At 39.7% G+C, this 13,240-nt stretch carries 14 protein-coding genes and 1 pseudogene; 14 read left to right on the plus strand and 1 reads right to left on the minus strand.

Translation table 11 applies throughout. From position 1 onward, the window contains the following. Positions 1–116: 116 nt before the first annotated feature. The 10 genes from ABGT88_RS02010 (at position 117) to ABGT88_RS02055 (ending at position 9,357) form a co-directional block, all read left to right on the plus strand. Complete coding sequence (locus ABGT88_RS02010; protein WP_258335970.1) at positions 117–977, plus strand: hypothetical protein; 861 nt, start codon at positions 117–119, stop codon at positions 975–977. A gap of 140 nt (positions 978–1,117) precedes the next feature. After that, positions 1,118–2,191, plus strand: a complete 1,074-nt coding sequence (locus ABGT88_RS02015) for a hypothetical protein (RefSeq protein ID WP_346700124.1) — start codon at positions 1,118–1,120, stop codon at positions 2,189–2,191. Between the two features lie 232 nt (positions 2,192–2,423). Beyond that, positions 2,424–3,329: a hypothetical protein gene (locus tag ABGT88_RS02020; RefSeq protein WP_258336295.1), complete on the plus strand. Its 906-nt coding sequence runs from the start codon at positions 2,424–2,426 to the stop codon at positions 3,327–3,329. 424 nt (positions 3,330–3,753) lie between these two features. Further along, on the plus strand, positions 3,754–4,755 hold the full coding sequence (locus ABGT88_RS02025) for a DUF3871 family protein (protein WP_258336296.1): 1,002 nt from the start codon (positions 3,754–3,756) through the stop codon (positions 4,753–4,755). Positions 4,756–4,858: 103 nt separating this feature from the next. Beyond that, complete coding sequence (locus ABGT88_RS02030; RefSeq protein ID WP_258336297.1) at positions 4,859–5,131, plus strand: hypothetical protein; 273 nt, start codon at positions 4,859–4,861, stop codon at positions 5,129–5,131. Between the two features lie 377 nt (positions 5,132–5,508). Further along, positions 5,509–6,555 carry a hypothetical protein gene (locus ABGT88_RS02035; protein ID WP_258336298.1) on the plus strand — a complete coding sequence of 349 codons (1,047 nt, stop codon included), beginning with the start codon at positions 5,509–5,511 and terminating at the stop codon, positions 6,553–6,555. A gap of 66 nt (positions 6,556–6,621) precedes the next feature. Continuing rightward, positions 6,622–7,020, plus strand: coding sequence for a hypothetical protein (locus tag ABGT88_RS02040; protein WP_258336299.1), 399 nt, complete (start codon positions 6,622–6,624; stop codon positions 7,018–7,020). Between the two features lie 34 nt (positions 7,021–7,054). Next, positions 7,055–8,095 (plus strand): hypothetical protein, encoded by a 1,041-nt coding sequence (locus tag ABGT88_RS02045; RefSeq protein ID WP_258336300.1) that lies wholly within the window; start codon positions 7,055–7,057, stop codon positions 8,093–8,095. Positions 8,096–8,162: 67 nt separating this feature from the next. Next, a complete protein-coding gene (locus tag ABGT88_RS02050) occupies positions 8,163–8,420 on the plus strand; it encodes a leucine-rich repeat domain-containing protein (RefSeq protein ID WP_258336301.1) in 258 nt (85 codons plus the stop codon). Between the two features lie 292 nt (positions 8,421–8,712). After that, on the plus strand, positions 8,713–9,357 hold the full coding sequence (locus ABGT88_RS02055; protein ID WP_346700128.1) for a hypothetical protein: 645 nt from the start codon (positions 8,713–8,715) through the stop codon (positions 9,355–9,357). A 77-nt stretch (positions 9,358–9,434) separates the two neighbouring features. On the opposite strand, the gene ABGT88_RS02060 is transcribed toward ABGT88_RS02055, so the two are convergent. Then, on the minus strand, positions 9,435–11,204 hold the full coding sequence (locus ABGT88_RS02060; RefSeq protein WP_258336303.1) for a recombinase family protein: 1,770 nt from the start codon (positions 11,202–11,204) through the stop codon (positions 9,435–9,437). A 55-nt stretch (positions 11,205–11,259) separates the two neighbouring features. On the opposite strand from ABGT88_RS02060, the pseudogene ABGT88_RS02065 reads away from it, so the two are divergent. From ABGT88_RS02065 to ABGT88_RS02080, 4 genes and pseudogenes are all read left to right on the plus strand, one after another. Next, positions 11,260–11,400, plus strand: a pseudogene (locus ABGT88_RS02065) (site-specific integrase); the annotation flags it as partial. 800 nt (positions 11,401–12,200) lie between these two features. Further along, entirely contained in the window at positions 12,201–12,734 is a 534-nt protein-coding gene (locus ABGT88_RS02070; protein WP_068856478.1) for an antirestriction protein ArdA, read from the plus strand. A gap of 50 nt (positions 12,735–12,784) precedes the next feature. Then, on the plus strand, positions 12,785–12,997 hold the full coding sequence (locus ABGT88_RS02075; protein WP_074024222.1) for a hypothetical protein: 213 nt from the start codon (positions 12,785–12,787) through the stop codon (positions 12,995–12,997). A 20-nt stretch (positions 12,998–13,017) separates the two neighbouring features. Continuing rightward, positions 13,018–13,239 (plus strand): DUF3873 domain-containing protein, encoded by a 222-nt coding sequence (locus ABGT88_RS02080; RefSeq protein ID WP_068856479.1) that lies wholly within the window; start codon positions 13,018–13,020, stop codon positions 13,237–13,239. Position 13,240 lies beyond the last annotated feature (1 nt).

Genomic DNA, 13,240 nt, shown 5'->3' on the forward strand with positions numbered 1-13,240 from the left:
ACAGTTTTGACAATGAACAAATTAATGAATCAATGAAATCACTACTTTAAGAAAAATAATCCTGTTTATCAGAACGATAGGCTGGATTATTTCTTAATTTTGTAGCAAAAAGCAATATGGAAATATCTGACTTTCTAAGAAAACGAGAATCTCTCCCTACATTGCCTGACGATTACAAGGAAAATGCGGAATGGGAAGAGGAACGGTCTTTTCAAGCATGGATAAAGAAATATCCTGTGGAGGAGCATTCAGACATAGAAGAACACATCCGTTATATTCGTAAATACGTTTTACGTTATCCTGATTTTGACGGAGAAGAATATTCTCCATCGTGGTATGCTTTTACATATTATGATTTCAGGGAAGAAAGGATAAAACAATGTAGATTGTCTGAAAGTGAGTTTTTCCAATTCGATATATTACAAAGCTGCATTTCCGATTTAGGACTTTCACCCAAAGCCACATTTGATTTTATCGTTTTTCTATGGCATGAACTTTTCAAATGGTTGCATTATGGGAGTGAGGAACGGACTGGAGATAGAATCTTTCAGATAATAGAACGGATAAAGGAACACCCAGACGATAGGCTTAAACTTGACATAAAAGTTGGCAAGAAACATTTTACTTTCTTCAATGAGGATTTCATCAAATCAATCATCGCCAATTTTACCGCATCAGACCTTGAAGCGTCCAATCTTATCGAAACGTCATATCCGCTTAAACGAGAGATAGACTACATACTTATAAAAACACTTCTTGACAACCTGCCCATAACTTACAAGAAAGAGAAAAAAGGTGCATATTCACAATCTGAGAGAACTTTGGGCTTGTGTGTCCTTTGGCTTACAGGAGAAATAGACCACCTGAAAGGCGACAGCCCCAATATTATTTGCTCAAAATTCAACAATGCAACCTTTGACAAATTGATGAGAGATTATAAAGATTTGCCATTGCCTGCCGTATTGCCATTGATGTAGCGTAAAAATAACGGGAATTTTCTACGCTATTTTACCCATAATGTTCATACTACCTTTGCACCTGTAATCAGAAAGCCGAGTGCGCATAGGACTGATGATTACGAGTTAACATATTTATGAACAATTAAAATCTCTACAAAATGGAAGCAAAGGTAAAAAACAAAGAAACAAACATTGTAATGGGTGCAAACATTACAGAGTTGAAAAGAGCAAAGAAGCAAGCAGAAGAATTGCTGCAATCACTCAAAAACAGGGGTGCGGATGAAGCCGTAATCAAAGCACAGCAGGATGTCGTCGATGCGAAAAACAAGCAGTATGATGATTCTGTGGAAGCTGAAAGGCAGGCACAAGAGAATTTGGGCAACACACCTGTGATATTTGAAGTTGTGGATGAAACAACAGGTGAGAAGATAGAGGTGTCTAAGAAGATTGCCTATGTGGTAAACAACCGTCCAATAGACAACTCAAAGGTGGACAAGTTTATCGCCCTGATAAGCAACGGCAAGTACGAGAATGCCTATCCTACAATCGTTGCTGATGCAAAGACACTGATTGCAGCAGGATATGAGCTGCATGACATTAGAGGCAACAAGGTTGCTGTGGAAGAAGCCGATGATTATTTCGTCATACTTGACGGACAACACAGGGGCATGGCATTTGCCAAACTTGTTGCAGCAGGCAAGGACTACAAGATACCCAATACCCGTGTAAGAAGCGTGGAGAATGTAGGTGAGTACCTTGTGGACATAAACGGCACAGGTACAAGCTGGAGCAACAAGGACAGGCTTGTAGTTGCCGCTTTGACAGCAGGAAATCACAAAGACTTGTTCGCAAGCATGGCAGACCTGATAAACGAGGGATTCAACCCGTCCACTTCATCCATCATCTTCACAGGCAAGAAACTCTCCAACAACCTGATTAAAAAGGCTCTCAAAGGAGATGATGTTGCCCTGCCGAAAGATGCAAAGGTGGATATTGAAAGAGGACATAAGTTTGTCACTCTCTGCAAGGCAGCCAACATTTCAGTGATGTTTGCCACAAAGCGTTACTTTATAGACGGATTCAATTCCTATGCGACACTGACAAGTGACGAGGACGCATTCAAGGCTTTGGATGCCATGAAGAATTTGAAGCTGAAAGAAAGCAGGTTGAAAGAGGTGAAGGACAACGACTGTTTCATTACCTTGCTGAAAGAGGCGGCTGCAACTGCCTAAGCCAAAATGCAGCAATAGGGCTTGTGTGACAGGCAAGCCCTATTCTGCCCTTGTCTGTTGCTTAAAACATCCGACTTGAAATGCTGTTTTATTCTGTTTTTCAGGCTGATATAAAATTGCCGGATTGGGTGATATAAAAGGCAAGGATATACTATTAACTATATTTACTACTAACATAGCTATACAGGCTTTCAGCAGCCATAAGTTGAATAGCTATAAAAGTGCAGAAGACATGAAAGTAGAGGACGAGAACTATTATAGGGTGTTTCCTATAAATTTGGGCAAACAGCTTTCCAATAAAGAGGCACACGTCTATCTCTTGCTTCTTTTTAAGAGTGATTACAATACAGGCGAATCGAATGTGCTGTTGGAAACGCTTTCAAATGAAGCAGGATATAACGCTGATACAGTCAGTGGTTATCTTCATAAAGCTAAAAGACTTGGTTATGTTGATATTACACCTCAATATATCAAAGCAGAAAACGGACAACCCAAGAAAAAGAATTTCTATAAAGTGCATATACCACCAAAGGATTTCATCATGGTAAGCAGAAGTTTTCTTGACTTGCACTTTGACGGGCTGTCGCCAAATGAAGAAACAGACATCAAAGGCTTTATCCTCCTTATAAAGTGCATTTGCCTGAACAATTGCAACCTGACATTGTACAGCCTTAGAGAAATGGCTGCACATTTAAGCATTTCATACGGTACGATTCAGAAGTACATGAAAAAGTGCATCGAACTGAATCTGATAAAACGACACAAAGGCTGTTACAGAATCACACTTGATTGTTTTGACAAAGGCAACACCAACTATTTCCCTAAAGGTACTCCACCTCTTTATAAGGAGATTTACACTACGATAGACTTGTTCTGCCAAACTAAGGGGCTTGAAACTCCACCTTATCAGAGGGAACTGATAGGACAGATAGCAGTGGAATATCCATATACACGGCAGGACTTGAAACAAATGGATGACATAGAACTTATAAAAAGGTACTCCGTCAAATTTCAGTTGGCACAACGATTGCCAAATTTGAACGAGCCGATAAATAGCCTAAACTATTTCGTCAAGGTGCTGACCAATAAGGATTATATCATACCACCTAAGAAAGAACATCAGGATTTCATCATGTGAAACATTCATTAGAAAGGACAGCTTAGGCTGTCTTTTTTGCTTTTAAGCACATTCAGATAGCAAATTATACTTGTTTTTTGCCGATACTTAATATCAGTCTTCCCTATGTCAAGAATATATAGCACCACTCAATTCTAATTCGCAATACCCACTTTCCAACTTAAAAGGGATATACAACGCAAAACAGGAACTTATGCCAATCAAAAAATACGGAACGTGTTACATACAAGCGACTATACCCCAAAAAACTCCCCTCCCCATAAGTGGAATGGAAAAGTAAAACCTATCCGATAGGTACAGGAGAAAAATATAACCTATCCTGCTATAAACTTCTATAACTATATGACAATGATAGTCATTGTCCTTGTAATCAATAACACTTAATCCCAATTAAATTATGGAAGCAACATTATTATCCGTACCAATGGTACAAAATCATTCATCATTTAGAGAAGAAGCAGAGTACGTTCCTTTTGAGGAAGTGAGAGAGGAAGAAAAGGTTTCTATCAAATCCAATGTGAATTTCTTGGAAGCCAACACTTCTGAAATCTCCATTGAGGAACTGACTACTCAATGCGTAGTGCCTACTTGGGCTAACCAAGAGCTGACTATTTCGCATCAGGACTTCATCCACACAGTGCATGAAGCTGCACATACCATGTTTTCAGGTGAAACCATCTGTGAGCCTGCGATTAGAGTGTCACACATAGTACGTGGCAGAGTTCCGTCAGCACTTGGCAAGAAAGCAAGTGAACTTCTTGAATCTGAAAAGACACAGTTCTACCAAAGACTGGCTTTTGCTTTCACCATTCCCACTATCCATGAAAAGGTAAACGGTCAGAAGTTGGAACTTTGCATTGGAGGTGTCCGTAACTATTCTGACCTGAATCTTTACAGGGCTAACAAAGGCTTGGAGAAGTTCTCTGTCTTTATCGGTTGGAGGGTGAACGTGTGCAGCAATCAGGTGCTTACAGGGGATGGGGTGAAACTCCAACTTGAAGTGATGAACCTGAATGACCTTTACAGGGCTGTTCTTGAACTGTTCTACAACTTCAATCCTGCGAGGGAAATCCATTTGATGCAGACCTTATCACAGTCTTACTTGACTGAAACGCAGTTTGCTCAAATTGTGGGTAGGATGAGATTATATCAGGCTCTGCCTAATGGCTACCAAAGGGCTGTTCCACGTTTGTTGATAACGGACAGTCAGATTAACAATGTCTGCCGTGATTACTTCACCAATCCAAACTTTGGAGCGAAAGGCAACACTATCTCCATGTTTGACTTCCACAACTTGCTGACAGAAGCCAACAAGAGCAGTTATATTGATACCTACCTGCAAAGGGCTGTGAATGCAACGGAAGTGGCGGTAGGAATTAACAACGCACTGCATGGAGATACGAAATACGCTTGGTTCTTGGGCTAAGTGCTTATTGATTCACTTCTGACAATCGGGCATTCCTCATTATGGGGAGTGTCCGATTTTTATTCCTGACACCCTTATAAATATAACAATAAACAATACAAAAATGGACATACAGAATACACGTGAATACAAGGCTGCACAAGACTTGGAAAGAGCCTTGAATGATTATGGTTGGAATCCTGAAAGGTTTGCCGAAAGTACAAGCTACTTTCATAGGACTTTACAACAGAATTTGGTAAAGACTGTTGTAGCCATTATAAGAATGGTGGGCAGTGAGAACTATGGGACAGACCTTAGAAACAGAGCTTCACATGAGCTTTGTAAAAGGATAGTGGAAAGTGGTGTGTTGGATGATACACATCTGCCTTTCATCTAAAATGCTGTTATTTAGCAGAAATCATCAAATATATTTCATTTAGATGCAGATATTCAACGCTTTTTCGTACCTTTGTAACTGACTTCCGAAAGGTTGTCAGACATAAGAGAACGAAGAGCGTTATTGAACTCGTCCTTCTTATCGAATTCTCGCAAAATTGGATATGGAGTAGGATGGGTAGCAACAACGCTCACGCTACGGATATATACTATCCTGAAAGGGAGAACTATATACTCGCATGGCGTGAGTGGCTGTTGCTTATCCACTCCATAGGCAATGCGAGAAGCCAGATAAGAGGATAAGCAAGATACAGTCCTCACGCTTTTCGCATTTAATAACTTAGCCGTTCCAACGGAGGATGAGGGACAGTCGTATATATGAAGCAAACTCTTCCAAAGTTGGTTCTTTTGCTAATTGTTGTCTTTTTTGATGCAACTAATTTAATAGCTGCACCGGAAGATTATGGAAGAGATTACATACTTCGTGATGGGAATCAAATTACAGCATTTTTAAGCATTCTTTTCTGGAGTGGCTTACTTCTTTGTTTGATATTTCTCCTATTAAGAAGTGGCTATTATAAGATGAAAGACAACATAGAGGAGAAAGATGAACAGAAGAGCAAAAATAAGAAACATATGCAATATTATCCGTCCATAATACCTTGCCCTGACTGCATGGGGCGTGGTTGGATTAAAGGAGATGAAATCAACTTCTACGAGCTTCCTATATGCTCTCACTGTAATGGATTTGGGAAAGTGCTCACACAAGAATTACATGAATTAGTTAAAAAGGTAAAAGACGAGGATAGGCGTAATGAAGAAAGGAAGAAAATAGAAAAAATTGAGCAGGATAAAATAGAAATGGAAGAGAGAGCTAAATATCAGAATAAAAAACGAAGAATTGGAGATTTTGAATATACGATAACTACTTTGCTCAACATGGACTATAAAACATTTGATGGGATTTACATGAAATCACTAAATGAATGCAATAATATTATCCATGAATACCAAGAAAAAATGAAAGAAAATTCTTGTACACATTGTGAGGGAAGTAATAAAAGCTGCACTTATTGTCAAGGGAAAGGATATATCCTCACTGAGGAAATGATAGGATTAACTGAAAGAATTAGAATAACAAGAAGAGAACATATTGATTTTTTTAAAGGATATTCATTGTTTGGGAGGGGAAGAGACAAGCTAAAGAAAGGAATATCCTATAATTATAGTACAAACTCTTTTCGTGAATTACTTTATAAGAAGCTGGAAAATGTTCCAGAATGTCCTTACTGCAAAGGAATAGGTAGAATTATTAGTTCTGAAATTATAAGGATAGCAAAATATGGATATAAAAACACCCCTCATGATGATAGTTACTTCATAAAGAAGGCGTGTGAAAAATGCAATGGAACGGGTAAACTTTGATATTATATCATTTTATAAATATAGATAACAAAACAATAGATAAATTTTGAGACCGGACACATACAGATGAAACAAATGAAGTTCTCTTTTATAATGTTGGCTTTGCTACTTGTTTGTAGTTGTGGTAACAAGCAACAATCTGTTTCCATTGACAACCTGATAGTTGGCAAATGGAAAATAGTAGAATATGGAGGTGGCTATGTAAATGCCCTTGATACTCTTGATTTTTACAAGAATGGCAAGGCAGACTGCCCACCTGAAACAGGTGAGTTTACCTACCGTCTTGTAAAGTCCGATTCATTGATTGTCTGCAATAAAGGCATTGGAGAACAACATTTCAAGATACTCAAACTATCCAATGATAGCCTTATAAAGCAGATAAGACGACAAAGGATATATGCAGACAGCATAGACGAGCTTGTAAACGGAGAAATAGAGAAATACATAAGAGTGACAAACGAGTAACAAGATATACGTTTAATGTAAAAACAAAAGACAAATGAAAGCATTAAGATTTATCGGAATGGTTTTATTGGCTATCCCCCTTTGTGCCAACTTTTCTTCTTGCAGCGATGAAGAAGATTATGAGAAATGGGGTAGATACCAATATGACGAAAGCGTGAAAATTGCAGAAAAATGGGTTACACCTGTGTCCTTTGCATTGGATATTGTGTCTTATCCATATTCAGGTTGCATTGTTTCTACCAACCGAAGCGAAGTGGAAGCATATATTGGTGAATACCACAATAAAGCCGAAGAGGACTATGCCCAAAACATGGATTATTATTGCAGCCTTTGCGATTGCGATGTGATAGTAGGCAATCTTTCGCCAAATACGACTTATTACATAATGCCATATTACAGCCCTAATAATCAAGGTAAACCAACAGCACAATACTTAAAAGGAGATATAATAGAAATTACAACTCCGAATGAAGAAACATGGACGGAAGAAATCGTGGATTTAGGACTTAACATAAAATGGAGAGGGTGGAATTTGAACGCAGAAAACCATTGCAGCACAGGCAGCTTCTACATTTGGGGCAATACAGAGCCAACGACATATACTAATACTAATATGTCTTATTCACCTAATCCACCCTCTATCAAATTGGAAAACATCTGTGGTACAGAATACGATGCTGCAACGGTAAATCTTGGAGAGAATTGGCGTTTGCCTATTTATAATGATGTCTATGAGCTATTGAATAATACAACGTGTACAGCCAACTACGCTAACGGCAAAATCATATATGACTTCAAAAGCAACATAAATGGTGAGCATCTATATATTCCTGGCTCTGCATATATACCATATACGGTGAAAGACTATGGAAATGGCAACCTATCCATTACAGGCATTGCTTGGTCTGATGATGTTTCAGAAGATGACGTACCTTATTTTTGGATAGGCGATTCTGCGGATTCAGGAGATTACAGATGGTGCTTAAAAGGGGAAGAACTCTCTCTTGCAGAAAGATATTGGGGACTTCCCATAAGACCTGTTTATGATGAAAACAAATCTAATGCGGGTAATTAAAACGATTTTTGATAGATTTTCATCAATAGAAACCGTCATATTCTTTGACATTGAAGAAAGATAGAATATGGCGGTTTATATTTTATTCTATTCAAATGGAGGAAAGTTCCTTATACCTTGTACAAACCTTATCTCTGTTGAAATTCCAAATAGTGTTACGAAGATTGGAAGTTCTACTTTTAATGGCTGCTCTGCATTAAAAGAAGTGCATATAAAAAGCTCAACACCTCCTGATGTTGCAGAATACGCTTTCTCAACATACGCCTATGTTACCTTATATGTTCCCGTTGAAAGCAAAAATGCTTATATGCAACATGAAATCTGAGGAAAATTCGGTAATATTATTGAAGAGTAAATATCAAATTAGAGCTACTATAAATTTTTGAAATGGCATTTGTGCTACAAGCATAAGTTCCGTTTCTTTATTTGCCTTCAATAACTTGTTGATTATAAAACATTTCACTTTTCAACCTGTTTTCTTCCAAGATTTTGTTACCTTTGTACAAAATTGCAAGATTATGATACTGAATCCGAGCAAAGGAAATATGTACGAGTTTATCACTCACACATGGAATCCGATTAAAGGCAAGTGCTACCATGATTGTAGCTATTGCTACATGAAGAATATAGTAGCCTATGAACGTCCGATAAATCTTGTAGAGGGTGAATTACAGGGTGATTTTGGTCTGAATAAGTTTATATTCTTGGGCAGTTCCACAGATGAATTTGCACAAGACGTACCCGATGAATGGATAACAAGAGTGCTTGATTGCTGCTATAATAAGACAAAGTACCAACAGCCACAGAATAGGACACGATTCTTGATTCAGACAAAGAACCCGAAACGGCTTTTGGACTTTATCAATCATCCATTGTTTGATGTGGAAAGGAAGCAAGTTGTTGTTTGCACCACATTGGAAACAAATCGCCATTATCCTGATATTATGAACAATGCCCCTTTACCACAGGAAAGGGCTGAAGCTATGGAGATTATTTCAAAGAAAGGGATTGATACATACGTTACGATTGAGCCTATAATGGATTTTGACGTGGACGAATTTGTGTCACTTGTCAAGCAATGCAATCCAAAGCAAGTGAACATAGGGATGAACACAAATCAGAATATCAAACTGCCTGCTCCCACAATCGGCAAAGCGGTTGAACTTATTAGCAAATTGAATGATTTTACAAAAGTGCATATCAAGGCAAATGCTGAAATTTTGAACATGGCATTATTACAAGCGAAAATAGTTCTGAAATAGATGTTTTTTGTCCGTCCATTTTTCTTCCTGACACTCTTAATAAAGACAAATGAGAGTGTCAGAAAAATAGACATGAATCATTCAAAATAAGGTTGATTGGCAATACCCTCAATCCAATATTCCCTTTGATATATAAGCATATCCATAACTTCTTTTGCTGTGTAAGGAGTGTCCTTTATTGTTGGAAATGCAAATTTGTTGTCTGGAACACGATGGGGAATCGGCACCAAAATAGACCGATTTTGCTCGTCAAATTGAAACGAATGAGGCAGTTCAACCACTTCTGCCGATTTTGCCTTGATATGGATGCAGACTATTTTTCTTGTGCCATTCTTGAAATCAACAACAAATGTGCCTCGCTTCTGCGTTTCCGAATAATACACGACACGGTTAAGGTACTTTTTGAACAGACGTGCCTTATCTTCTATGGAAAAATTATCAAGTGTTTCAATGGCAACATCGTTGGCTAATTCTGCCTTTGAAACCTCTTTTTGATGCCGTTCTGCTTTCAACTGCCTTATTTCATCCTCTGCACCTGAAATAAATTTTTCCTTGTTTTCATATTGTTGTTGCTGATGAAGAAGCAAGGCTGGATTGGTTAGTATTTTGATACTCTCCAAAATGGATGCCTGCTCTGATTTTGCAGTGGAGATGTCTGCATTAAGCGATTGGATTTTACTTGTGAGGTTGTCTATTTCCCTGATTATTTTGGCTATTTTCTCATTGCTCATTTCCATGAACTCATCTTTGGCAATGGCTGTCTTTACGATTACCCATATTGTTTTTAATGCAATATCGGCATTGACACCACCATTGGCACAAATGGTTTCATCATATTTGTTCTTTTTGACAGCACAGCGATAATAACGTAGCCCCGTACCTGTTTGTCTGACAATATACATGTTTTTTCCACATGGACATTTCAGGATATATCTCAAAGCATTGTAGTTCACTCCATTGTTTGGAACATCTACAATCCTATTCTGATTGAGGATGGCTTGCACCTTATCCCATGTTTCTTCTGGAATCAACGCATCACCCTTGCGTTCTATTGGCTCTCGCCTTGCCTGCTCTGTCTTGTTCTTGCCATCACGGTTTGGCATAATACGCCACACTCCCTTGTAGCATGGATTATGCAATATGCGATAGATATTTTCCGAAAAGAAATCATTGCCTTTTACGGTCTTTATTCCACGTGAAATCATTTCACGCTGAATCTCTTTTGCAGTTAAACCATCAATGCACATCTGAAATATCTCTTGAACAACAGGAGCATTCTCATCACGTACCAATATGGATTTTGGTGTTTTCCCTCTGACATAGTTCGGATTAGGCACAGCAGAATAGCCAAAAGGCACAACACTACCCTTGCACATCAATTCCTCCGATTGGAGAAAACAGCGTACTTTACCACTTCTCATACGCTCGGTTATCTTCAAACGTTCAGCCCTTGCATATTCTGCGGCAATGGCAATCCTCATAATATCCACAAGGTCTAATACCTTACCACCCTTATAATGTGCTTTGGTGTCAATGAATATTACATCCAACCCATTCTGCAACAGACTGTTCACATCGTTCATTACTGACAAAATTTCCGTTTGTCTTGATAAACGGCTCAATTCGCTGACAACAACCACATCTGCATCTTCAGCAGTCAAAGTCAGGAGCTTTAGGTAACTTGGTCTGTTCTTGACAGCACCACTTATACCCTCATCTTTGAGGACATCATTCAGACTGTAGCCATTATCCCTGCAAAAATCCTCAATCTGCAAACGCTGCCGTGCTGCATCTTGTGCTGTCGTGGAAACACGAATATATCCTATGGCTCTTTTCTTCTTTTCCATAATCATTGTAGCGGTCAGCAACAGATAGCGGAATTGCAACCCTCGTAACCGCACTGCAAAGATACTAATAAATAGTTACACCCACAAATCACAGTTGTACGCCCGCATCACTAACAACAAGATTAGCAGCGATATGCAGGGGCTTGACAAGAAATTTGTCGGTATCGAAAAGATTTATAAGGAAGTCGCCATGTGATTTTGATTATAGGGAACAGGTCGTAAACTGCGACCTGTTCTTGCTGCATTATTCCAACATTACTTAATCCTTAAAATATACAATTATGGGCTTGCAGATGCTTTCCCGGTTATTCCATGTTTGAGTTGGGCAAAGACGAGTGATGATCGGGAGCTATCACAATTTGTGATAACTCCTGACAACATTCGTCATACGCCTATTTCGCCAATGGCTATCATCCATCATGCGGGCAGTCTGTGGACTACCCGTATTTTTTATATCCTTTTCCAAAGCCACATTCCCCGAAACGCCAGCGGTGCATGGCATCGCAGACTGTCTTTCGTGAAAAGAGCCTTTGGAAACCCGCACAAGAGTATCGGAAGGTGAACTCCCGACACACTTGTTTTTTCCGCCCGCATAGGCAATTCCCTAATGGACTGAATGGGGAACAAGAACTTTTCCCCTGTTTCCCAACCTGTAAATCTTCCTCATTAAGCAGTCCTCCAGCCGGAAGGTCGTTTTTATCATTTCAATAGGCAAAGGTAGTTACGTGTTCTTCACGGGTTTGCAAGGTCAAGCCTTTTCAGGTTTGGCGAAAAAATCTTCCCTGCGACATTCGTTGCGAGGTATTTTTTCCACAAAACCCTGCAAACTCTAAACACTGCCCTTTTAAGCCTATGTGAAACGAAAACGACCGACCCGACCGGAAGACGCATAAAAAAAAAGTCGGATTTACGGGAAACAGGAAAAAAGTTCAGTGAAACTTCAACTCCCTCACCTCTCAAATCCGCATAAAATTAAAAACTTAAAAATTACAGGATATGGAAGCGGCAACATTATCGGAAGCAAGAGTTTATGTAGGCACTTATGGCAAGTACAACAACGGTTCATTGTTCGGGGCATGGCTTGACCTGTCGGACTATTCGGACAAGGAAGATTTTTACGAAGCCTGCCGGGAGCTTCACAAGGACGAGGAAGATGCGGAGTATATGTTTCAGGACTGGGAGAACGTACCGGAAAACCTAATCGGCGAAAGCTGGATTTCCGAGAACTTCTTCACCTTGCGGGATGCGGTGGAAAAGTTGGGCGACACCGAACAGGAAGCCTTTTTCGTGTGGTGCAACTACAAAAGCCATGATTTGAGCGAGGAAGATGCGGACGACCTTGTACGGGACTTTCAGGACGAATATCAGGGACAATATGACGATGAAGAAGATTTCGCCTACCAAATCGTGGAAGAATGTTACGACCTGCCGGAGTTCGCAAAAAACTATTTCGACTACAAACAGTTTGCCCGTGATTTGTTCATGTGCGACTACTGGTTTGATGACGGGTTTGTATTCCGGGCGGCTTAAACGACCATTCGGGCGGGGTTAAAAGCCCTGCCCGCATAAACAGAGAAACGATGAAACGGAAAAGCATTTATAAAATCATCCTGCGGGTGTTATTGTTCTGCCTTGTGTGGCGGCTCGCCTGCACAGCCGGAGCAATCACGGCGGTAACGGCATATCTTGTATTTCGTGCCGCCTGTTTCCTGCTCCGGGTCTGCCTGTCGGCGTTTTATGCGTTGTGCGTGGCTCTGCTTTTCCTGCTGTTGCTTTCCCTATTGAGTATATAACGAATAAAAAACAGAATATCATGCAATCATTGAACAGAAACGGGGTGAGCATCACCCAAGCACCGGGAGAGGAAAAGTTTGTAAAATACCGTCCGGTCGCATTCAAGGGACGGATATTTTACCAGTACGACTACCGCCACACGGACGGGGAACTGTTTTCCACAGTGGCTAAAACGCTGGCAGAGTGCCGCCACAGGCGGGATAAATGGATAGAAAAGAAAGAACAGGGTAATAACAGATAAA

It is taken from the genome of Barnesiella sp. An22 (assembly GCF_963931395.1).
Taxonomy (GTDB): Bacteria; Bacteroidota; Bacteroidia; order Bacteroidales; family Barnesiellaceae; genus Barnesiella; species Barnesiella merdigallinarum.